Source organism: Streptomyces sp. NBC_00525, assembly GCF_036346595.1.
Taxonomy (GTDB): domain Bacteria; phylum Actinomycetota; class Actinomycetes; order Streptomycetales; family Streptomycetaceae; genus Streptomyces.
Genome location: NZ_CP107834.1, coordinates 5,596,888 through 5,617,109, shown reverse-complemented (window position 1 = coordinate 5,617,109; position 20,222 = coordinate 5,596,888). Strand labels below are relative to the sequence as shown.

Here is a 20,222-nt window from a genome sequence, read left to right as displayed (position 1 = left end):
TCTGTACAGATATACCACGGAATGTGTGCACGATGCATGGAGTATGTATGACGCACAAGCGGTGCGGGGCCCGCCGTAGACTCGGCGGATGGCGAAGTATTTCGACGTACACCCCGAAAATCCCCAGCACCGCACCATCACCAACGTGGCCGAGAACATCCGTTCCGGCGCGCTCGTCGCGTACCCCACGGACTCCTGCTACGCGCTCGGGTGCCAGCTGGGCAACCGTGACGGGCTGGCACGCATCCGGGCCGTCCGCCATCTCGACGACCGTCACCACTTCACGCTGATGTGTCAGAACTTCGCCCAGCTCGGGCAGTTCGTGCACATCGACAACGACGTGTTCCGCACCGTCAAGTCGGCGACGCCCGGCCAGTACACCTTCATCCTGCCGGCGACGAAGGAGGTGCCCCGCCAGCTGCTGCACCCGAAGAAGAAAACGGTCGGCGTCCGCATCCCGTCCCACCCCGTCGTCCAGGCCCTCCTGGCCGAACTGGGCGAACCGCTGCTCTCCAGCACGCTGTTGCTGCCCGACGAGGAGGAGCCGCTGACGCAGGGCTGGGAGATCAAGGAGCGCCTCGACCACGAGGTGGACATCGTCCTCGACTCCGGCGACTGCGGCACCGAGCCCACCACCGTCATCGACTTCTCCAACGGCGACCTGGAGATCGTACGCAGGGGAGCCGGCGACACCTCACGGTTCGAGTAGTACGGCGTCAGGGCCGCCGGCGCGGCGGGCAGTTGGGGTCCGGGCCCCACCCGGTGCGGTCCGGTCCTTGATAGCGTCGCCCCAGCGACTGCGGAGCACTCCCCGCCGGGGTCGCCGCTCTGCCGGGAGGCCGCTGCCACCGCGCGGGCGGGTGCGGGTGGCAGGGGATCTTCAGGCAGGGACGAAGAGAGCCGGCGCATGAGCCTCGCACAGTTGCACTACACCTCGGCGGACGGGGACGGAACCGGCGAGGACGGCGGCACGGCCGGCCGGTTCGCGGCGGTGGACCCCTCCATACCGGCGTCCGTGCTGACCGAGGCGGGACCGCTCCTGGCGTACGAGCCACCGCGCGGCACCCCGGACCGGCTCACGGACGCAGATCTGCGGGCCCTGCCCGAGGCGCTCAGCTTCAGCGTGCTGTCCGACGGCAGCCGGCTGCTCGCCCGAACCGTCGCCGTCCGCTCCGCCCGCTCGTCCGCCGCGGGCTTCCACGCGCACGCCGTCCACCTGCCCGCCGGCACCCGGCTCCCCGGCGGCATGCTGCCGCTCACCGCCTGCCGCTCCGGCCGCTGGGCCGCCGCCGTCCCGCAGCGCCCGCTGCCCGACCCGTCGGCCGCGCCGCCCGCCGTGACCGGGCACGAGGCCCGCGAGCGCGAGACCCTCAACGACTTCGCCGTCGCGCGCGGCCCCTGGCTGGCCGGTGTGCTGTCCGACCTGCGCAGGCTCCACGGGCCCGGGGCTCCGGAGCGGGTCGTGCTCGTCGAACGCCACAGCGCCGACGTCGCGCGCTGGCTCGCGCTCGCCGGGTACGCCCTGCCGGACGGGCTCGCCGAGAACCTGACCTTCACCACGTACACCCGCCGCCCGCGCGACGCCGCCCAGCAGGTCGTCGGCGTGCTCCCCGAGGACGCCGACGACCTGGCGGACTCCGGGCTGTGCGTGCATGTGTGCGGCGGCCCGCGCCCGGACGAGCCGGTGGACGACGTCTGGGCCCGGACGGCCGCCCGGATCTGGCGCGGCCGGGCGCCCGAGCTGTTCCGGGAGGCGGCGGCGCTGCCCGGCGAGCCGTTCGCGGCGGGCCCGCTGGCGGTGACCGCCCTGTGCGCGGGCATACCGCTGGGCACCGGGGAGCGCGCGGCGGCGGCCGACTGGGCGGCGGAGCGGCCGTACGCCCTGGACGGGAAGCGGACCCGGCAGCTGGTCGACGCGCTGACCGCGCCCGGCGTGGACGACCGCTCCGGGCCCGAGTTCGACGCCGCCGGACGGCTGTTCGCCGCGCTCGACGGCCGCTCCCCCGTGACCACCACCGCCCCGCTCGCCGCGATGCTGGTGACGGAGGCGGTGCGCGGCGGCAACGGCTCGCTGGAGCTGCCCGGCCGCACCGCGTTCAGCGGGCCCGAGGGCGCGGCCGTCGCCGAGGTCCTGGGGCCGGAGATCCGGACGGAGCTGGGCGGCGCGGGCGTCGGTCTGGACGTGGCCCGTACGGTGCAGCTGCTGCGGGTGGCCCGGCTGCTGGGGGTGGACTGCGCCGAGCTGCTGCCCGCCGTCGTGGACCGGCTGGCGCCCGCGCTGCTGCCGGACGCCGCCGGCGGGACGGGAATGGGCACGCCGGGCTGGGCGGCGGCGCTGCTGGAGCTGATGGACGAGCAGTTCGACGTCCGGACCGCCCTGCTGGGCGCGCTCGACCGGATCGCGCCGGACGGCCCGGCGGCGGTGGAGGAGCTGCTGAGCCGGGTGCCGCTGCCGTTCACCGGCACCCAGGCGCTGCCGCATCTGCGGATGTGCGCCGGGGCGCCGGAGGCCCGGTCCGACTGCGGCGACGACCGGGTGGCGGCGCTCCAGCGGATTCTGCGGGCCGGCGGGGTCTCCCCGTTCGCGGAGCCGCTGGTGCTGCGGACGGCCGTGGGCCTGGTGTGGGGCGAGGAGGCGCCGGCGCCGGCCGAGGCCCGGCTGCTGCTGGAGGCGGCGACCTCCGACGCGCACCGGGCGGCCGGTACCTGGCAGCGTCTGGTGGCCGCCGCGCTGGGCTCCGGGGCGGCGGACGGGGATGCGCCGGAGCTGGCCCACGAGCTGCTGCGCGGCTTTCCGCAGGAGACCGGGGGCCGGACGCGGGCGGCCCTCCAGCTCCTGGAGTTCGCCCGTGAGGTGCGCTCGGGCGCGGCGGAGCCGGAGTGGGCGGAGCGGGTGGCGGCGCTGCGCGCGGAGGCGGAGCCGGTGGAGCCGGGTGTGCTGGGGCAGGCGTGCGACGCGGTGGCCGGGCGGCTGCTGGCGCCGGAGCGGCCGGACGCCGAGCTGTACGCGCTGGTGCACAGCGGGGACGCGGATCTGATCGGCGCCTACGCGCGGGCGGCGCGCGGGGACGGCGTACGGGCCCGGCTGGCCGCCGATCCCGGATACGCGGCCGACTGCTTCACGGTCTGGACGGCCCATCCGCATGCGGGCCGGGTGTGGAGCGAGACCGCCGCCGGGCTGCTGGACGAGGTGCTGCGGCCGGTGGTGCGCGGGCTGCCGGCCGACCGGGTGGCGGCGGTCGAGGAGGCGGTCGGGCGGTCGGGGAGCAGCGGCCGGGCGGAGGCGTTCCGGGACTGGAACCGCCGGGAGCGCGGCACGCTGGGCCGGCTGGGCCGGCGGATCGCGGGCCGGGTGCGGCGGGGCTGAGCGTACGGGGCGCCGGGTAGGGCGGGCCCGTACGGGGCCGGCGGGTGCCGGTCCCGTACGGGTGGCCGGGTCAGGACTCCGGGGTCAGCCGCAGGGAGATGGAGTTGATGCAGTACCGCTGGTCGGTGGGGGTCGGGTAGCCCTCGCCCTCGAAGACATGGCCCAGGTGGGAGCCGCAGCGGGCGCAGCGGACCTCGGTGCGGACCATGCCGTGGCTGCGGTCCTGGATCAGTTCGACCGCGTCGGTGTCCTTGGGGTCGTAGAAGGACGGCCAGCCGCAGTGCGACTCGAACTTGGTGTCGGAGCGGAACAGCTCCGCGCCGCAGGCCCGGCAGGAGTAGATCCCGGCGGTCTTGGTGTCGGTGTACTCACCGGTGAACGCGGGTTCGGTGCCGGCCTTGCGCAGCACCGCGTACTCGGCGGCGGTGAGGTCCTCCCGCCACTGTTCGTCCGGCTTCTCGACGTCGTACGGCACGGTGGCTCCTTCAGCTCGACAGGTGGTCCAGGATGCGCGGGCCGAGGTCGGTGACGTCGCCCGCTCCCATGGTGAGAACGAGGTCGCCGGGCTTCGCCATTCCCGCGACGACCGCCGGAACCTCCGCCTTGTCGTGGACGGCGGTGACGTCTGCGCCGGCGGCCGTGGCGGCGTCGATGATCAGGGCGCTGGTGACGCCGGGGAGCGGGTCCTCGCGGGCCGGGTAGATGTCCAGGACCACGGAGGCGTCGGCGAGGGCGAGGGCCCGGCCCATCTCGGTGCCGAGTTCGCGGGTGCGGGAGAAGAGGTGGGGCTGGAAGACGACGAGGAGGCGGGCCTCGGAGGCGGCGCCGCGCATGGCCTCCAGGTCGGCGGTCATCTCGGTCGGGTGGTGGGCGTAGCTGTCGATGACCTGGACGCCGGCCGCCTCGCCCTTGAGCTGGAGGCGGCGCTTGACCCCGGTGTACTTGCCCAGGGCAGAGGCGAGGTTGTGGGCGGGGATGCCGAGGGCGATGCCCGCGGCGAGGGCGGCGACCGCGTTGAGCGCGTAGTGGCGGCCGGGGACGGAGACGGTGAAGGTGAGGAACTTGCCGCCCAGGACGAGGGTGACCTCGCTGGTCAGACCGCGCGGGGTGATCTTGTGCACGCGTACGTCGGCGTCCTCGGCCTCGCCGTAGGTGACGACGGTGAGCGCGGGCAGCGTCTCGCGGACCCGGCGGGTCAGCTCGGTGGCGCCGGACTGGTCGGCGGAGACGACCAGGGTGCCGCCGGGGACGATCTTGCCGGCGAAGGTCTCGAAGGACTCGTGGATCTCGTCCATCGAGGCGTAGTTGGCGTGGTGGTCCAGCTCGACGTTGAGGACGATCGCGACGTCGGGGTCGTACTTCTGGAAGCTCCGGTCGCTCTCGTCGGCCTCGGCGACGAAGATGTCGCCCTCGCCGTGCGCGGCGTTGGTGCCGGGTCCGGCGAGGTCGCCGCCGATGGCGTACGAGGGGTCGAGGCCCAGTTCACCGAGGGCGACGGCGAGCATCGAGGTGGTGGTGGTCTTGCCGTGGGTGCCGGCGACGGCGATGGAGCGCAGGCCACCCATCAGGGAGGCCAGGGCGTCGGAGCGGTGGACGACGGGGACCGACAGCTCGGCGGCGCGCACCAGCTCCGGGTTGTCGGCGCGGATGGCGCTGGAGACGACCACGCAGGAGGCGTCGTCGGCCAGGTGTGCGGCGGCGTGTCCGATGTGGACGGTGGCGCCGAGGGCGCGCAGGGCGTCGGCGGTGGGGGACTCCTTGGCGTCGCTGCCGGCGACCTTCGCGCCGCGCTGGGCGAGGATCTTGGCGATGCCCGACATTCCGGCGCCGCCGATGCCGATGAAGTGCGGTCGTTCCATGGCGGCGGGAATGCCGGGTGCCATCTGTGCTCCTGCGGGTTTCGAGTGGGTTCGGTGCGGCTCGGGTGCCACTCCTGGCCGCGGGCCCAGCCTATTCGCTGTGCGCGAAGAGCTTGAGCACCGGGACGCCGACCTTGTGACGGGCGCGGGAGGCCCAGTCGCGGTGGAAGAACTCCTCGACGTAGTGGGGGGCGGTCAGCACGATGACCTCGTCGGCCTCGGACTCCTCGACCACAGTGGTGAGCTTGTCCAGGGGATGGTTCTCGATCACCTGTCCGACGGCTTCGGAGCCCGCCTGGCGCAGTGCCTCCAGGGACACCTCCAGGGCGAGCGCGGCGGAGTCCCGGGCGCTCTTGCCCTCGGGCTCCTCGCTCTCGCGGGCCGCTTCCTTCAGTTCGCCCATCGCCAGGTCGTCGATGGCCCGCAGCAGCACGTCCGCCTGGTAGCCGCGCGGCTGCATGAGGACGACGAAGGAGGTGCGCTCATCGCCGTGCAGGGTGGTGACGAATTCGACGTCCTCGGAGGTGAGGGCCTTCTCGATCATCAAAACGCTGGTGAACACCACAGAGCCCTTCTCTTCAGCGACCGTCGCCGGTCGCTGCTGAAACCATCCTTCCCCGCGCTCGCACGGGGTCTGCGAGATCCATTCTGCCCACGGAACGCTAACCGGAACGTGATATTCCGCTGATTGCCCCGACAAGGTCGACGCGGGCCAAGAAACCGGAATCGCCGTTCCGGTACGGCCGGTCGGGCTCAGGGGTACGAAAATCAGCTCCGGAATCAGCTCCGGCGGTAGCGGGAGAACAGGAACCCGTCCTCCTCCAGCAGCGATGCCAGGGCGAATCGTTTCGGCACGGCCACCGAGGGGCCGCCCGCGATCCGCTGGGCGTCACCGGCCGTGAGCAGCGGGGCGACGGTCAGGCACAGCTCGTCCAGCACGCCATGGGCCACGAACTGCCCGAGCAGCCGGGGCCCGCCCTCCGTCAGCAGCCGCCGCAGCCCCCGGTCGGCCAGCTCCCGCACCGCGCGGGCGGGGTCCACCCGCGAGCCCTCCCCCGCGATCACCACCTCGGCGCCTGCCTTCCGGGCCGTCTCGATCCGGTCCGGGGGCGCGCCCGCCCCGGTCAGCACCAGCGTCGGGACCAGCGGCGAGACGAAGAGCGGGAGCGAGAAGTCGAGGTCCAGGCTGCCGCTGACCACCGCGACGGCCGGGGCGACGGTCTGGCCGGCCGCCGCCCGCCGCGCCGCGAAGGCGTCCCGCGCCCGCGCCGGACGGTAACCCTCCTGGCGTACGGTCTCGGCGCCCGCGATCACCACGTCGGCCAGGCCGCGCAGGGTGCCGAAGATCCGCATGTCGCTCTCGCAGGAGATGGGCTGCGAGCGGCCGTCGTGCTGGGCGGCCCCGTCCAGGGTGGACACCATGTTGGCGCGCAGCCAGGGCCCGTCCGTCGCGGGGTAGGCGTAGGCGTCGGCCAGCTCGTCCAGGCTCCACGCGTGGGGGGCGTCGGCCGCTGTCAGGTCGGTCACAGGGAACAGGCGTCGCATGTCCGGCAGTGTGACACGGGTCGTAAGCTTGACGGTTGTGTCGTCCTCCTACGCCGCGCCGGGGTCCAGCCCCATAGCCGAAGCGGCCCCGCTGTCCCTGTGCGCCCGCGAGCCGCACGTCCCCGCCGACCGCCTGGTCGCCGAGATGGTGCCGCCGCCGCGCTTCGACTCGGTGCGTTTCGATACGTACGTGCCCGACCCGAACCAGCCGAGCCAGACCGAGGCGGTCCGGGTGCTGAGCGACTTCGCCGCCGGGCTCGGCGGGGCTCACGCCTCCGGGGCGGGGAAGCGCAAGTGGTTCGGCCGGAAGGCGGCGGCCGCGCCGGCCGGGCCGCGCGGGGTGTATCTCGACGGCGGGTACGGGGTCGGCAAGACCCATCTGCTCGCCTCCCTCTGGCACGCCACCCCGGCCGCGCCCTCGCTGAAAGCTTTCGGCACCTTCGTCGAGCTGACGAACCTGGTGGGCGCGCTGGGCTTCCAGCAGACCGTACGGACCCTGAGCGGGCACCGGCTGCTGTGCATCGACGAGTTCGAGCTGGACGATCCGGGCGACACCGTGCTGGTGTCCTCGCTGCTGAGCCGGCTGGTGGAGGAGGGCGTCGCGCTGGCCGCGACCTCCAACACGCTGCCCGGCAAGCTGGGCGAGGGCCGGTTCGCCGCCGCCGACTTCCTGCGCGAGATCCAAGGTCTGTCGGCGCACTTCCGGCCGCTGCGCATCGACGGCGAGGACTACCGCCACCGCGGTCTGCCCGAGGCCCCGCCGCCGTACTCGGACGAGCAGGTCACCAAGGCCGCGTACGCCACGCCGGGCGCCAGCCTGGACGACTTCCCGGCGCTCCTGGACCATCTGGCGCGCGTCCACCCCAGCCGGTACGGGGCGCTGACGGACGGGCTGGCGGCGGTGTGCCTGACCGAGGTGCGGGCGGTGCCGGACCAGTCGACCGCGCTGCGGCTCGTGGTGCTCGCGGACCGGCTGTACGACCGGGAGGTGCCGGTCCTCGCGTCCGGGGTGCCGTTCGACCGGCTGTTCAGTGAGGAGATGCTGAACGGCGGGTACCGGAAGAAGTATTTCCGGGCGATCTCCCGTCTCACCGCGCTGGCGCGTGACGCGAAGGAGCTGGTGGCGCAGTAGGTTCGGGGGCGTAAGGACGTACCACCCGGCGGAACACGACGCCGTGCTCCGCCGTCCCCGTACAACCGCGCATTCCGTTCGAAGGGAACCAGCATGGCTACCACGCGTCAGGCGCACACGGTCTGGGAAGGCAATCTGACCGAGGGCACGGGCGTCGTCACGTTCGACTCCTCCGGGATCGGCGACTACCCGGTCTCCTGGCCGTCCCGTGCCGAGCAGGCGAACGGGAAGACCAGCCCGGAGGAGCTGATCGCCGCGGCCCACTCCAGCTGCTTCTCGATGGCGCTGTCGCACGGCCTCGCCGGTGCCGGCACGCCGCCGGCCCGGCTGGACACCAAGGCCGAGGTCACCTTCCAGCCCGGCACCGGCATCACCGGCATCCACCTCACCGTCGTCGGCGAGGTGCCCGGTCTGGACGAGGCGGCCTTCACCAAGGCGGCGGAGGACGCCAAGGCGAACTGCCCAGTCAGCCAGGCGCTTTCCGGCACCACGATCACGCTGAGCGCCTCGCTCGCCTGATCGCACTCCCCGGTGTCCCCGGGGCCGGCGTCCACCGCCGGTCCCGGGGACACCGTCATTCGCGCGGGGCCGGCCCACCCGGCCGGGGCCCGGCACCCGGCCGGGCGACGGCCGCGTCTGCCGTCTGCCGCCCGCCCGGAGCGTCGGCGCCGGTCCGGACTGCCCGGCGTGGCAACGTTCAGCGGTGGCCTCGAACGGGCAGGCCAGCTCTTGACGAAGCCATGCCACCTGTCCCCCAGCAGGGAGTTGCCCATGTCAGTCGCACCCCGCCCCCTTCCATCCCGCCGGAGCGTGCTCGCCACGAGCGGTGCCGCCGCCGTCTCCATCGCCTTCACCGGGGCGTTCACCGAGCTGTTCGCGGGCAGTGCCGCCGCGCGCGGGCACGGCGGATACGGCCCGCTCGTCCCGGACCCGGACGGCCTCCTGGACCTGCCGAAAGGATTCCGCTACCGGGTGCTGTCCCGCGAGGGCGACCCGCTCCGCTCCGGCGAGGGCCGGGTGCCCAGCCACTGCGACGGCATGGCGGCGTTCGCCGGCCGGGGCGGGCGGGTCCGGCTGGTGCGCAACCACGAGAACCGGGTGGACGCCGCGATCCCCGTACCGACCGTGCCGGGGCTCACGTACGACCCGATGGGCAAGGGCGGGTGTACGGCGCTGGAGCTGGACGGCCGCGGCCGGGTACTGTCCGAGCGCGTCGCCATCGCCGGTACCGCGGTCAACTGCGCGGGCGGGCGCACCCCGTGGAACACCTGGCTGACCTGCGAGGAGACCGAGGACCGGGCGGGCACCAACGGCTACACCAAGGACCACGGCTACATCTTCGAGGTGGACGGCGCCGATCCGCGCCGCACCGGCGCCGTACCGCTGACCGCGATGGGCCGCTTCCAGCACGAGGCCGTCGCGATCGACCCGCGCGACGGGACGGTGTACGAGACGGAGGACGCCTTCGAGAAACCGTTCGGCCTCTTCTACCGCTTCCTGCCGAGGAGGCCGCTGGGCGGTACGGGGTCGCTGCGGGCGGGCGGCCGGCTGGAGGCGATGCGGGTGCCGGGGGTGCCCGACCTGTCGGCCGTCCAGGAGACCGGGACGGTGTTCGAGGGCATCGAGTGGGTTCCCGTACCGGACCCGCAGGCCACCGAAACGCCCATCCGCTTCCAGGACTTCGGCCGCGGCGGCATCACCCACGCCCAGAAGCTGGAGGGCTGCTACTGGGGCGGCTCGTGCGTGTACTTCGTCTCCAGCTTCGCGCACCGCGACGAGGGTTCGGCGGCGGACCACTACGGGCAGGTGTGGCGGTACGATCCGGCGCGCCGACGGCTGACGCTGGTCGTCGTCTTCGGGCCGGGCACCGACCTCCAACTCCCCGGCGAATCCCCCGACAACATCACCCTGGCTCCGGACGGCGGCCTGATGGTCTGTGAGGACGGCGGCGGCGCCCAGCACGTGTTCGGGCTGACCCGGCACGGCGAGGTGTACGCGATGGCTCGCGGCCGGCAGAACATCGGCACCGAGGAGGCCCCGGAGTGGGGCGAGTTCGCGGGCGTCACATTCGCACCGGACTACGGAACGATGTATGTGAACGTGTATACGCCCGGTACCACGTTCGCCGTGACGGGCCCGTGGCGCTGACGACCTGACGGGGGCGGGGGCGCACCCCGCCGTTCCTTTGCAGTCGGTAACACGGGGGTTTGATCCATCCGGGTGGGCCGGTGCAGGATGGCGGGGTGCGTTCTCTTTCGTGCGCGCGCCCGGTGTGTGCTGCGGCGCGCACGCGCCGGGCGTACGGGGGAAACGATTCTTGACGGGGGGGGCACCGTGACCAAGTGGGACATCGACCCGGCCGGGGTTCGTCGGGTTCTGATGAGGACCGCCAAGGTGGGCGGGGAGTTCGAGAAGGAATTCACGTCCTACAACAACGACCTGGTGGGGTCCGCGTCTTCGGCGGGCACGCTGGTGCTGGGCGGCACCGCGATTCCCGAGGGGGGCGCGTTCGGGCCGGTGGCCCAGGCGTTGCAGGAATTCCAGCAGGGCACGCTCGACGATCTGAAGTTCCTGCCCGTCCGGACGGCGAAGTCCATGACCGGGGCGCGGCTGGCCACTGAGGAGTACCTCAAGGGCGATCTGGAGATGGCGAAGAACAAGCAGGAGCTCTACTCCAAGGCGCCGACGCCGCAGGAGCTGAAGGGCAAGGGCCTTTCGAAGTGATCGACCTGGGGAAGATACCGACCTTCACCGGCAATCTGGCGACCCTGGAGACGCACGCGGCCGCGCTGAAGACGACGGCCGGTGCCATCCGGACCACGGGGAAGGACGTCCACGAGGCCTTCCAGACTCTCGATCCGGTCTATGACGCGCCGGAGCAGGAGGAGTTGCTCGACTCCACGATCCCGGTGCGGGACAAGGCGGACGCGTTCGCGGACAAGCTGGAGACGGTGAGCGGGGCGCTCTCGGGCTTCGCGACGGCGGCCCGGCCGCTGGTGGCCCGGATGAACCGGCTCCGCGAGGACGCGGCGAAGTTCGTCGCGGAGAACAAGGACGACGACGACTGGCAGCAGGACCAGGACAAGATCGACGAGAACGAGCGCCTGGTCCACGAGGTCGGCACGACGTGGGTGGCCTTCCAGGGCGCCGAGCGCGACGCGGCCAACAAGATCACCGCGCTGGTGGGCGGTACGCGTTTCGTCGTGGACGACGGCTCGCACAAGGCGGGCATGTACGGCTTCAGGGCCGACGACGTCAAGGACGCGAGCGAGACGCCGTGGGGCACGGTGGACGAGCGCGAGTACACGGGGCTGCGGGCCGCGTGGGAATGGACGAAGGACAACGTCGGCGGCGCGCTGAAGGGCTTCTTCGTCGACGGGGTCTGGGGCACGATCAAGGGCCTCGGCAGCATGGTCAACGTCTTCGACTGGGACAACTTCAAGAAGACGTGGTCGGGCATCGGTGACGTCTTCGGCGGGGTCAGCGCGTACCTCATGACGCCGTACGACTGGGCGATGGACCAGATGTTCGGCCCGACCGACCACAGCGACAGCGACCGGCAGAAGGCGGCCCTGCGCAACTTCGGCAAGTCGCTGGTCGCCTGGGACGAGTGGGGCACCGATCCGTCGCGCGCCTTCGGCACGGTGCTGTTCAACGTGGTGACCCTCGGTTCCGGCACGCTGCTCAAGCTGGGCAGGGCCGGCAAGGTGGGCGCGGTCGCCGATGCGGCGGCGGTGGCGGGCAAGGCGGGCGTGCTGGTCGACCCGATGACCTGGCTGGGCAAGGCGGCGGGCGTCACCAAGATCAAGGCCGGCGACCTGCTGGAGAGCCTGAAGGCGGGCAGCGCGAGCGTCGACGACATGGCCCGGACGACCGACAACGGCGTCAGATACGTGGACGAGCAGGGCAACCCGCGCGTGATCGGCGACGACGCGATCATCCGCGACGAGCACGGGAACCCCGTACCGGACACCGAGCCGGTCCGCGAACCGCACAAGAACGAGCTGCCGGCCGAGGAGAAGATCCTGGAGGGCGCGGGCGGCCCGAGCCACGCGGAGAACTCGACGAACCCGCCGCCCCATGCGCCGAGCGGCGGCGCGGGCGGCTCCGACGCCCACACGCCGGGCGGCGGTGGCGGCGGCCACGGCGATGGCAACGGCGGCTCGGGCAACGACGGCCCGACCGAAGGCCCGCACGGCGGCGGCGACCGCCCGAACGAACCGCTGCCCGCCTTCACAACGGAGGAGCGGGCGGCCCACTGGGACCACCTGGACGAGGTGGAACAGCGGGCTCCGGACGAGTTCGACCACTTGAAGTACGACCCGGATCACATGGGGAGAGTTTCAAAATCCTCCATGGACGAAGCACGAGTGGGACTTGACCTGCGAGAGCAGGGCCGCCTCCCGGCAGACATCCAGCGTCCGCCTGGCGCAGACATGGGCGAGTTTTACTCCGCATCAACAGGCAAGTACTACGACATCAAGGGAATTCATTCATTCTGGCCCCCCTTCAACACGATGCGAAATCCAGACCTGCTCACCAAGCCATTCCCCGGCGCATACAATCCGGCAAAGCATGCAGGAATCTGGATCAAAAACCTCACCCACCAGATAAAAGTCCATAATCGCATTGTTATAATCGACGTCCGGAATGCAAATCAGATAGCGATCGACAGCATCAAGGGCATCATCAAAGACCACGGCTGGGAAGACAATGTCATCTGGTACCCCTAAGAGTTGGAAGCCAATCGCCTTTCCTGTCGATCCCGAGGCGAAGCGACAGTTGCAGGAATGGCTCGCCGAAGATGGTTACAGCCTTTACGGATTCGAACACGATTTCCGGGGAGCCGACCTTTCGGGGGGTGATTTCACACTGGCATTGTTCACTCAAGCCAATCTGGCAGGGGTAAAATTCAGGGGGGCGAGCTTCTATCGTGCCGATCTCCAGTCCGCGAACCTCACGGGCGCAGATCTCACAGGTGCCGATCTTGTCCGGGCCGACCTCAGTGAAGCCGTGATTCGCTCAGCAAGGCTCGATGGTGCTGACATGGTCAAATCATCGCTGTACGACGTCGACGCGTCGCGAGCGAGCTTTCGCGGGACCCGGATCATGGGTGCGGCACTGTTCGACACGGACATGCGGGGAGCAGACCTCACCGACGCCGTTCTCTTCGAGAACACCTTCCGGGTAACGGTCGACGAATCCACTCTGGTTCGCGGCCTGACCGGCACCGTCTTCGGACCGATCACCGTCGTTGACGGAGACTCTTCCCAGACGGTGGGCGGCGCGGACCTGGAGGCGTGGATCAGCGCACGCGGCGGGCAGGTCCAGGTCATCCCGCCACACCGGGAGATGCGGTAGGTACACATTGAGCGAGCTCACGCCCATCGACGCACCCAAGAACTGGAAACCGAAAGCTCTCCCTGCGGACCCGGGAGCGGCAGGCCTGTTGCGGGAATGGCTCACCGCCCCCGGTCGCGGTCTCGACTGCGCCGGGCAGGACCTGCGGAACGCCGACCTCTCCGGTGGGGATTTCTCGAATTCCTGGTTCACCGACGCCGTCCTGGTGGCGGTCCGGCTCGTCGGCGCTTCCTTCTACCGGGCCGACCTCCAGTCGGCGGACCTGACGCGTGCGGACCTGACCGATGCGGATCTGGTGAAGGCCAATCTGGACGAGGCCGTCCTGCGGTCGGCGGTGCTCGACGGTGCGGACCTGGTCGGTGCCTCGCTGTGCGATGTCGACGCCAGGGGCACCAGTTTCCGGGGGACCCGGTTCGTCGGCGCGGAATTGCTCGACGTCGATATGCGGGGCAGCGACCTGTCCGACGCGGTGGTCGAGGAGAACTTCTTCGAGATCAAGGCCGACGACACCACGGTTGTGCGCGGACTGCGCGGCACCGTCTTCGGGCCGATCACGGTCGTCGAGGGAGACTCCGCACGCGAAGTGGGCGGCGCGGACCTGGAGGCGTGGGTCGGCGCGCGCGGCGGGCAGGTCCAGGTCATCCCACCGCGCCGGCCGTCGCGGTAGGTGGCCACATTCGGGATGGCTCGGCGATACGAGCTACAGCCGATGCCTCCGGGTCAGTTGTCCAAGGAAGAGGGTTGATGGATCAGGAACTCGACCGCGTCGCCGGGCTCGTTCGTGTGATGAACGAGCCCGGCGCAGCGGCCATGGATCGCTTTCTGGCGTGCCGGGATCTGACGGAAGAGGGTGAGGCGGCCGGGTTCAACGCGGTGATCCGGGCAGCCGGCGACCCGGAGGGCACCCCGTGGTACGACTGCTCGATCGACCGGAAGTTCTCCGTGGACAGCACGTTCTCGCAGTTGGCGGTGGCCGTGGACGCGAGCCACTACGAGGTCGAGGAGAAGGGCACGGCGGCGCTGCGCGTAGAGGCGTTCCGCGCGCTCGTGCGGCTCGCCGACACGCAGTACTTCGAGGACCGGCTCGGCGAGCTGATCGACAACGCGACGATCAGGGCCACGCTGGGTGAGATCGAGGAAGCCATCGGCCGTGGTGTGCGTGCCCTGGCCGCCGGGGAGAAGCAGCGGTTCGACCTCGCCACGCAACTGGTGGACCTGGCCTGCGCCGTCGCGCCGGTCGACGGCCCCCTGGCGGCCGAGCTGGCCATGAGCGTGCTACGGGTCAGCGCCTCGCCCCGCACGGTGCAGCACGCCGTCACGATCGTCCACCGGGCCGGGGGGCCGGAGATCCGGGCGTTCGGCGAGTACCTCGCGACGGTCGGCAACGAGCGCGTACGGACGGAAGTCCGCGAGGCGTGGGAGAGCTCGCGGTGACGGATACGTCCCTCACCGAATCGACCCCGTGGCAGCCGGCCACGTTCCCCGCCGACCCGGCGGCAGCGCAGCAGTTGAGGGAATGGCTCGATGACATGAGCTACAGCCTCTACGGCATCGAGCACGACTTCCGGGGTGCCCGTCTCGCGAACGGCGACTTCTCCGGTGCGTGGCTCATCGACGCGGTGCTGGCGGGCGTGGAACTCGCGTCGGCGAGTTTCTACCGTGCGGACCTCAGCGGGGCGGACCTGACCGGGGCAAATCTGGTCGGCGCCGACCTCGTCCGGGCGAAGCTCGACGGGGCCGTGCTCCGGGCCGCCCGGCTCGACGGGGCCGACATGGTCAACTCATCGCTGCACGGCGTCGATGCGTCGCGGGCGAGCTTTCGCGGGACGCGCATCATGGGTGCGTCGCTGTTCCGTTTCGACCTGCGAGGGGCGGACCTGACCGATGCGGTTCTGGCCCATAACACCTTCAAGGTGATCGTCGACGACGACACCGTTGTACGCGGCCTCACCGGCACCGCCTTCGGGCCCGTCACGGTCGTCGACGGCGAGGGCTCCCGCGAAGTGGGCGGCGCGGACCTGGAAGCATGGTTCGGCGCGCGCGGCGCCGCGGTCCAGGTGGTCCCGCCGCGACGGCCGGCGCGGCAGGTGCACATCGAGGGGAAGGACCCCGTATGACCCAGGACGTCGTCGCTCTCACCCGGCGCATGCCCGACTCGATGAGCGTGCTCGCCGGGTTGCTCGCCGGGGGGCCCGAGTTGCGGGTGGGGTCCGCCGGGGACGGGGCCGTCGTGCAGTTGTGCGACGACGAGGGGCGGCCGCTGGTGTCCGTGGAGGTGCCGCTGCTGATCCAGGTGCCCGGTGAGGCCGCCCGGCTGCTCGGGGCCGGCGCCGCGCCGGAGGGGGACGGGCCCTGGTGGTGGGTGGAGGCGCGGGCCGCCGCCGGGGTGGCGCGGGCCGACGCGCTCGCCGGGGCGTTCGCCGCACGGCTGACCATGCTGCTGGGCGGCACGGTCTGGCCCGCCGACGCCCCCGGCACCACCGGCGCGGCCCAGCCCGTAGACGTCTCGGACATCCTCTCGGGCATCACGGCCGTGCCCGCACCCGCCGCCGCGCAGCCGGCCGTGGACATGCTCACCGACAAGGCGGCCGTCGTCCTCCAGGACCGGCCGGTCGTCCCCATGACGAGCTGGCTGGCGGAGGCGTTCCGGGCTGCCGTGGAGAGCGACCGCTCGCTCCAGATCGTCACCCCGCCGCACTGCCTGCTCTCGCTGCCGACCCGGCTGCTGCTCCAGTCCACCGACGCCCGCTGGGTCGTCCGGGACGAGCGGTGCGGCTACTACGACGGGCTCACCGGCGCCGTACTCCGCTGGCAGGACGACGCCTTCGCCCCGGACCGGGACGCGGACGGGCGGACCCCGGTAGCCGAGGCGTTCACCGAGGCCGGGCCCACCGCCGAGCGGCAGCTCGTCGTGTCGTTGCGGACCACGCACCGCCCCACCGCCGACCTCGTCCTCGGCGGCGCCCTGGAGACCGCCTGGACCGCGCTGACCGGCGCCCCGCCGGCCGGCTGGGGGACGTCGGAGCCCGCCGGTCTCACCTGGTCGCGGCGCCGGCTCACCGCCCTCGCGTACGAGCGTGCGCCCCGGCCGACCTGGCTGGTGGCCGTGGGCAGCCCGGATCGGCCCGCCGTGGCCACCCTGCGGGTGAGCCGCACCCCGGCGGGGGTCGAGGAGGACATCACGCTCGTCGTCGGCCACGGCGCCGGCGAGAGTCCGGCGCTGGACGCGCTGCCGGGGCTCGCCGACGAGCTGGTGAACCGGCACGGGCTGCGGACGATGCTGTGCCGGCTCGGCGAGGGCCGCCGCGATCTGCACGCCCCGCCCCGCTTCGAGCGGCCGCCGCTTCCGTACGCCTTCGCGCTCGGCTCCGACGAGGTGCGGGAGGTGGGCGCCGACACCGCCGCCCGGACCCCGCTCGCGGAGGCCCCGGTGCGGCTCGGGCCCGGCGGGCGGCCGGGGTACTACTACCCGCTCGGCGACGCCGGGAGCGCCGAGAGCTGGGCGGCCTTCGAGCAGCTCATGCGCCATCTGCGTGGGGCGTCCCCCTCCTAGCGCGCCAGCGCCGTATCACCGTCGGTTGATCGGTTAGCTTCCGGAAGTGATCCGATATGCATATAAAATGGCCGCTTTGGGTGTCCTTGGTGCGGTGCTCTTCGGCTGCGGCCGGGCCGAGCCCCGTACGGCCGTCGAACGGCCGCCCGCCTCGCCCGCGCCCTCGGCGTCCGCCGAGCGGCAGGCGCCCGTCATGGCGCCCGGGCCCGGCGGGGTGACGCCCGTCTTCGAGCGCGGGCCGCAGCGCGCGGCGAAGGTCGTCGCGCTCACCTTCGACGCCGACATGACCGCCGACGAGGGCCCGCGCGCGGCGGCCGGTGAACGCTTCGACAATCCGGAACTCATCGCCCTGCTGCGCCGGCTGAAGGTGCCCGCCACGGTGTTCATGACCGGGCGGTGGGCCGAGGAGTACCCCGCCGAGGCCCGCTCCATCGGCACCGACCCGCTGTTCGAGATCGGCAACCACTCCTACAGCCACTACGCGTTCACCACGCCCTGCTACGGGCTGCCGACCGTGGACGAGGGCGCCGTGCGCGACGAGGTGCGGCGGGCCTTCACGGCGATCCGCCGGACCGGCGCCCGCAATGTGGTGCCGTACTTCCGCTTCCCCGGCGGCTGCTACGACGACGACACGCTGCGCGCCCTCGGGCCGGAGAAGGTGACCGCCGTGCAGTGGGACGTGGTCGGCGGCGACGCCTTCGCGACGGACGCGGACGCCGTCGCCGCGCAGGTGCTGGACGGGGTGCGGTCCGGTTCGCTGGTCGTCATGCACTGCACCCGCAGCGCGGCCCCGGCCACCGTCGACGCGGTGCGCCAGATCGTGCCGGAGCTGCGGAAGCGCGGCTACCGCTTCGTCAAGGTGTCCGAGCTGATGGCCGGATGAGGCGGGGCCCCGTCAACCGGAGCACGCCGAGCGCTGGGCCTCCTGCCACTCGCAGACCGGGCACAGCGTGATCCCCTTGACCGACTCGGCGTACTCCGTGGGCTCCCGGCACAGCACGCACTCCGCGTACGGCGGCCCGTCGGCCCGCTCCGGGGTCTCGGGCGCGCCCGTCTCGCAGTAGGACCCGGATTCCGCTTCCGTCCGCTCGTTCCTGTCCTCACTCATACGTACGAGCCTACTCAGCCGCGTACCGAGGTGAGCCGGCAGGCGAGCGCGAGCGCCGCGGTCGCCACGGCGGCCGCGGCGAGGAGCGGGAGCACGGGTATGTGGACGGTGCCGGTCAGCGAGCCGGTGACCAGGCCCGTCACCGCGTACCGCGCGGGCGAACCGGCGGTGACCAGTGCCAGCAGCGCGGCGAGCGCCGTCGCGGCGAGCGACCAGCCGCGTCCGTGCAGCAGCGGCCGGCCGCACAGCGCGCCCACCGCCGCGCCCAGCAGCACGCAGCAGGCGGTGGCGAGGAGCCCGGCCGCCCCGGCGGGCCCCGGGGGCACCCGCACCAGGTGGTCGGTGCTCGCCCAATCGCTGATCGCCAGCACCACGGCGGTGGCGACCGCCCCGAGCGCCCCGGCGCATCCCAGCGCGGTGAGCAGCGCCGCCAGATGGACCCGCGGCCGTCCGCCGACCGCCGCCGCGACGACGGTGCGGGCGGCGGGCGGCTCCTGCGTCACGCAGATCCGCACCAGCCAGGCGGTGACCGGCAGCATCCCGGCGGCGGCGTAACCGAGCGAGTCCAGGACGGGCTGCCCGGAGCGGACGCCCACGGCGAGGAACGCCGCGTACAGCAGCACGGGCGCCGGCCAGCGCTGGGACCGGACGAGCAGGGCGGCCTGGTAGCGGACGAGGGCGGTCATGGGGTGCCGTCCCGATGGTGGGCGGGGGCCTCGCCGGGGAGCGTACGGGTGGCGTCGCCGCCCGCCGTCCCGGTCGCCGGCAGCGGCGTCACGCGGTCGATGTGCCACGGCGGGCGGGCGGTCAGCAGCGCCACGAGCAGGGCGTCGGAGTGCGCCGCCGCGACGGTGAGACGGGCCGTCCCGGCGCCGGCCGGGGTGTACGCGGGCGCGCCGGGCAGCGCGTCCGGGAGCGGGGTGCCGGGCGGGGCCGTCGCCTCGACGCGTACCCGCCGGCCGGGGTCCGTGGCCCGCGCCGGGGGGCGTGCGGCCGTCAGGCCCGTGCCCTCCACTCGGTACGCCGCGTCGACCGTGTCCGCCAGGCGGCGCGGGTCGTGGTCCACGAACACGACCGTCGCCCCGGCCGCCACCCGCTCCCCCGCGGCCCGGTCCAGTTCGGCGCGCGCCTCGGTGTCGAGGCCCGTCCACGCCTCGTCCAGCACCAGCAGTTCCGGTTCGGCGAGGAGCGCCTGGGCCACGGCGACCTTCTGGCTGGTGCCCTTGGAGAGTTCGGCGATCGGGGTGCGGGCGTGGGCGGTCGCGCCGAAGCGGGTCAGCCAGTGGTCCGCGCGGTCCGCCGCCTCGCGCCGTCGCAGGCCGTGGACGCGGCCGAGGTGGACGAGATACCCGGCCGCCGTGAAGGGCAGGGCGGCCGGGAACCGCTCGGGGACGTACGCGGTACGCGGCCGGTGGCCGGTGATCCGGCCCTCGGAGGGGGCGTCGATCCCGGCCAGCAGCCGCAACAGGGTCGACTTGCCGGTGCCGTTGGCGCCCTCGACGCGGACGAGCGCGCCGGCGGGCAGGGCGAGGTCGATGCCGCGCAGCACCCACGGCCCGGCGAGGCCGTACCGCCGGCCGACGCCCCGCAGCCGCAGGGCCTGCGGGCCGGTGCTCAGTGGGACGACGCCTTCTCGGGCTTCAGCTCACTGGGCCGTACGACGACGAAACCGTGCCCGTCCAGGCGCAGTTGCACGGCCTCACCCGAGCCACCCCGGATCATCGAGCCGACGCTCTGCGAGCGGTGCAGCGAGGTCTGCAGCTGGGCGCTCCAGCCGACGACGGCATCCGTGTCGACGAAGACCGGCTGCTGCGGCGTGACGGGGATGACGATGGGATATCCGTCGCACATCAGCCCCAGCTTGCCGTGGCCGGTGAACACGCTGTTGAAGAGACCGCCGCCGGTCATGCCCGCGCCCTTGACGACCTTGATCTCGTACGCGAGCGTCGCGTCGAAGCACAGGACGTTGCGGCCGTTGATGGTGAGGGCGTCGCCCTGCTCCAGCTCCACGATGAAGCAGTTGGCGGCCTCGTGCGCGAACCACGCCTCGCCCAGGCCGCGTACGGCCATCAGCGGCAGGCCCTCGCCGGTGACGGCGCGCTTGAGCAGGCCGCCTATGCCCTGGCTCTTGTGCTCGAACTGGAGGTCGCCGCGGAAGGCGACCATCGATCCCTGGCGGGCGTGCATCTCGCCGTTGACCGCGTACTTGATGGACTTGGCGTTCTGCAGCGTCATACCGGGGGCGGTCGCCTGCTCCACCATGTGCTCACTGGAAAAGAGATCGCTCTTCATGGGCG

Annotated in this window: 21 protein-coding genes; 13 read left to right on the top strand and 8 right to left on the bottom strand. The window is 72.5% G+C overall.

What is annotated here, in order from left to right:
• Nucleotides 1-88: 88 nt before the first annotated feature.
• The gene (locus tag OG710_RS24680; RefSeq protein ID WP_111338852.1) at nucleotides 89-709 is read left to right on the top strand and encodes an L-threonylcarbamoyladenylate synthase; all 621 of its coding nucleotides are present in this window, start codon (nucleotides 89-91) and stop codon (nucleotides 707-709) included.
• A gap of 198 nt (nucleotides 710-907) precedes the next feature.
• Entirely contained in the window at nucleotides 908-3,367 is a 2,460-nt protein-coding gene (locus OG710_RS24675; RefSeq protein ID WP_330241262.1) for a GTPase-associated protein 1-related protein, read from the top strand.
• Nucleotides 3,368-3,437: 70 nt separating this feature from the next.
• On the opposite strand, the gene msrB is transcribed toward OG710_RS24675, so the two are convergent.
• From msrB to OG710_RS24655, 4 genes are all read right to left on the bottom strand, one after another.
• Nucleotides 3,438-3,842, bottom strand: a complete 405-nt coding sequence (gene msrB, locus OG710_RS24670) for a peptide-methionine (R)-S-oxide reductase MsrB (RefSeq protein WP_330241261.1) — start codon at nucleotides 3,840-3,842, stop codon at nucleotides 3,438-3,440.
• Nucleotides 3,843-3,852: 10 nt separating this feature from the next.
• Nucleotides 3,853-5,250 carry a UDP-N-acetylmuramate--L-alanine ligase gene (murC, locus tag OG710_RS24665; RefSeq protein ID WP_330241260.1) on the bottom strand — a complete coding sequence of 466 codons (1,398 nt, stop codon included), beginning with the start codon at nucleotides 5,248-5,250 and terminating at the stop codon, nucleotides 3,853-3,855.
• A 67-nt stretch (nucleotides 5,251-5,317) separates the two neighbouring features.
• Nucleotides 5,318-5,770, bottom strand: a complete 453-nt coding sequence (locus OG710_RS24660; protein WP_330242334.1) for an indole-3-glycerol phosphate synthase — start codon at nucleotides 5,768-5,770, stop codon at nucleotides 5,318-5,320.
• A gap of 236 nt (nucleotides 5,771-6,006) precedes the next feature.
• A complete protein-coding gene (locus tag OG710_RS24655; RefSeq protein WP_330241259.1) occupies nucleotides 6,007-6,771 on the bottom strand; it encodes a pyrimidine reductase family protein in 765 nt (254 codons plus the stop codon).
• 37 nt (nucleotides 6,772-6,808) lie between these two features.
• Here OG710_RS24655 and zapE point away from each other — a divergent pair, with 37 nt between their 5' ends.
• The 11 genes from zapE (at nucleotide 6,809) to OG710_RS24600 (ending at nucleotide 17,700) form a co-directional block, all read left to right on the top strand.
• Nucleotides 6,809-7,903 carry a cell division protein ZapE gene (gene zapE / locus OG710_RS24650; RefSeq protein ID WP_330241258.1) on the top strand — a complete coding sequence of 365 codons (1,095 nt, stop codon included), beginning with the start codon at nucleotides 6,809-6,811 and terminating at the stop codon, nucleotides 7,901-7,903.
• 93 nt (nucleotides 7,904-7,996) lie between these two features.
• Nucleotides 7,997-8,422, top strand: coding sequence for an OsmC family protein (locus OG710_RS24645; RefSeq protein WP_111338845.1), 426 nt, complete (start codon nucleotides 7,997-7,999; stop codon nucleotides 8,420-8,422).
• A 252-nt stretch (nucleotides 8,423-8,674) separates the two neighbouring features.
• The gene (locus tag OG710_RS24640) at nucleotides 8,675-10,051 is read left to right on the top strand and encodes an alkaline phosphatase PhoX (protein WP_330241257.1); all 1,377 of its coding nucleotides are present in this window, start codon (nucleotides 8,675-8,677) and stop codon (nucleotides 10,049-10,051) included.
• Nucleotides 10,052-10,237: 186 nt separating this feature from the next.
• Nucleotides 10,238-10,627, top strand: coding sequence for a DUF6507 family protein (locus OG710_RS24635; protein WP_330241256.1), 390 nt, complete (start codon nucleotides 10,238-10,240; stop codon nucleotides 10,625-10,627).
• The gene (locus OG710_RS24630) at nucleotides 10,624-12,636 is read left to right on the top strand and encodes a hypothetical protein (protein ID WP_330241255.1); all 2,013 of its coding nucleotides are present in this window, start codon (nucleotides 10,624-10,626) and stop codon (nucleotides 12,634-12,636) included. The genes OG710_RS24635 and OG710_RS24630 overlap by 4 nt, the downstream gene beginning before the upstream one ends.
• A gap of 49 nt (nucleotides 12,637-12,685) precedes the next feature.
• Nucleotides 12,686-13,264, top strand: a complete 579-nt coding sequence (locus tag OG710_RS24625; protein ID WP_330241254.1) for a pentapeptide repeat-containing protein — start codon at nucleotides 12,686-12,688, stop codon at nucleotides 13,262-13,264.
• Between the two features lie 88 nt (nucleotides 13,265-13,352).
• Nucleotides 13,353-13,931: a pentapeptide repeat-containing protein gene (locus tag OG710_RS24620; protein ID WP_330241253.1), complete on the top strand. Its 579-nt coding sequence runs from the start codon at nucleotides 13,353-13,355 to the stop codon at nucleotides 13,929-13,931.
• A 77-nt stretch (nucleotides 13,932-14,008) separates the two neighbouring features.
• Nucleotides 14,009-14,698 carry a hypothetical protein gene (locus OG710_RS24615; protein WP_330241252.1) on the top strand — a complete coding sequence of 230 codons (690 nt, stop codon included), beginning with the start codon at nucleotides 14,009-14,011 and terminating at the stop codon, nucleotides 14,696-14,698.
• On the top strand, nucleotides 14,680-15,381 hold the full coding sequence (locus OG710_RS24610; RefSeq protein WP_330241251.1) for a pentapeptide repeat-containing protein: 702 nt from the start codon (nucleotides 14,680-14,682) through the stop codon (nucleotides 15,379-15,381). The genes OG710_RS24615 and OG710_RS24610 overlap by 19 nt, the downstream gene beginning before the upstream one ends.
• Nucleotides 15,378-16,817 (top strand): DUF6177 family protein, encoded by a 1,440-nt coding sequence (locus OG710_RS24605; protein ID WP_330241250.1) that lies wholly within the window; start codon nucleotides 15,378-15,380, stop codon nucleotides 16,815-16,817. The genes OG710_RS24610 and OG710_RS24605 overlap by 4 nt, the downstream gene beginning before the upstream one ends.
• Nucleotides 16,818-16,884: 67 nt before the next feature.
• Nucleotides 16,885-17,700, top strand: coding sequence for a polysaccharide deacetylase family protein (locus OG710_RS24600; protein WP_330241249.1), 816 nt, complete (start codon nucleotides 16,885-16,887; stop codon nucleotides 17,698-17,700).
• Between the two features lie 12 nt (nucleotides 17,701-17,712).
• On the opposite strand, the gene OG710_RS24595 is transcribed toward OG710_RS24600, so the two are convergent.
• From OG710_RS24595 to OG710_RS24580, 4 genes are all read right to left on the bottom strand, one after another.
• Complete coding sequence (locus tag OG710_RS24595) at nucleotides 17,713-17,925, bottom strand: hypothetical protein (protein ID WP_330241248.1); 213 nt, start codon at nucleotides 17,923-17,925, stop codon at nucleotides 17,713-17,715.
• 14 nt (nucleotides 17,926-17,939) lie between these two features.
• The gene (locus OG710_RS24590; RefSeq protein ID WP_330241247.1) at nucleotides 17,940-18,611 is read right to left on the bottom strand and encodes an ABC transporter; all 672 of its coding nucleotides are present in this window, start codon (nucleotides 18,609-18,611) and stop codon (nucleotides 17,940-17,942) included.
• Nucleotides 18,608-19,474, bottom strand: coding sequence for an ATP-binding cassette domain-containing protein (locus OG710_RS24585; RefSeq protein ID WP_330241246.1), 867 nt, complete (start codon nucleotides 19,472-19,474; stop codon nucleotides 18,608-18,610). Before OG710_RS24585 ends, OG710_RS24590 begins: the two co-directional genes overlap by 4 nt.
• Nucleotides 19,475-19,539: 65 nt before the next feature.
• Nucleotides 19,540-20,217 (bottom strand): AIM24 family protein, encoded by a 678-nt coding sequence (locus OG710_RS24580; protein WP_330241245.1) that lies wholly within the window; start codon nucleotides 20,215-20,217, stop codon nucleotides 19,540-19,542.
• Nucleotides 20,218-20,222 lie beyond the last annotated feature (5 nt).

Coding starts and splice junctions, on each gene's coding strand:
- OG710_RS24680 (WP_111338852.1), top strand. CDS start 89: ATGGCGAAGTATTTCGACGTACACCCCGAAAATCCCCAGCACCGCACC.
- OG710_RS24675 (WP_330241262.1), top strand. CDS start 908: ATGAGCCTCGCACAGTTGCACTACACCTCGGCGGACGGGGACGGAACC.
- murC (WP_330241260.1), bottom strand. CDS start 5,250: ATGGCACCCGGCATTCCCGCCGCCATGGAACGACCGCACTTCATCGGC.
- OG710_RS24660 (WP_330242334.1), bottom strand. CDS start 5,770: ATGATCGAGAAGGCCCTCACCTCCGAGGACGTCGAATTCGTCACCACC.
- OG710_RS24655 (WP_330241259.1), bottom strand. CDS start 6,771: ATGCGACGCCTGTTCCCTGTGACCGACCTGACAGCGGCCGACGCCCCC.
- OG710_RS24645 (WP_111338845.1), top strand. CDS start 7,997: ATGGCTACCACGCGTCAGGCGCACACGGTCTGGGAAGGCAATCTGACC.
- OG710_RS24640 (WP_330241257.1), top strand. CDS start 8,675: ATGTCAGTCGCACCCCGCCCCCTTCCATCCCGCCGGAGCGTGCTCGCC.
- OG710_RS24615 (WP_330241252.1), top strand. CDS start 14,009: ATGGATCAGGAACTCGACCGCGTCGCCGGGCTCGTTCGTGTGATGAAC.
- OG710_RS24605 (WP_330241250.1), top strand. CDS start 15,378: ATGACCCAGGACGTCGTCGCTCTCACCCGGCGCATGCCCGACTCGATG.
- OG710_RS24600 (WP_330241249.1), top strand. CDS start 16,885: ATGGCCGCTTTGGGTGTCCTTGGTGCGGTGCTCTTCGGCTGCGGCCGG.
- OG710_RS24595 (WP_330241248.1), bottom strand. CDS start 17,925: ATGAGTGAGGACAGGAACGAGCGGACGGAAGCGGAATCCGGGTCCTAC.
- OG710_RS24590 (WP_330241247.1), bottom strand. CDS start 18,611: ATGACCGCCCTCGTCCGCTACCAGGCCGCCCTGCTCGTCCGGTCCCAG.
- OG710_RS24580 (WP_330241245.1), bottom strand. CDS start 20,217: ATGAAGAGCGATCTCTTTTCCAGTGAGCACATGGTGGAGCAGGCGACC.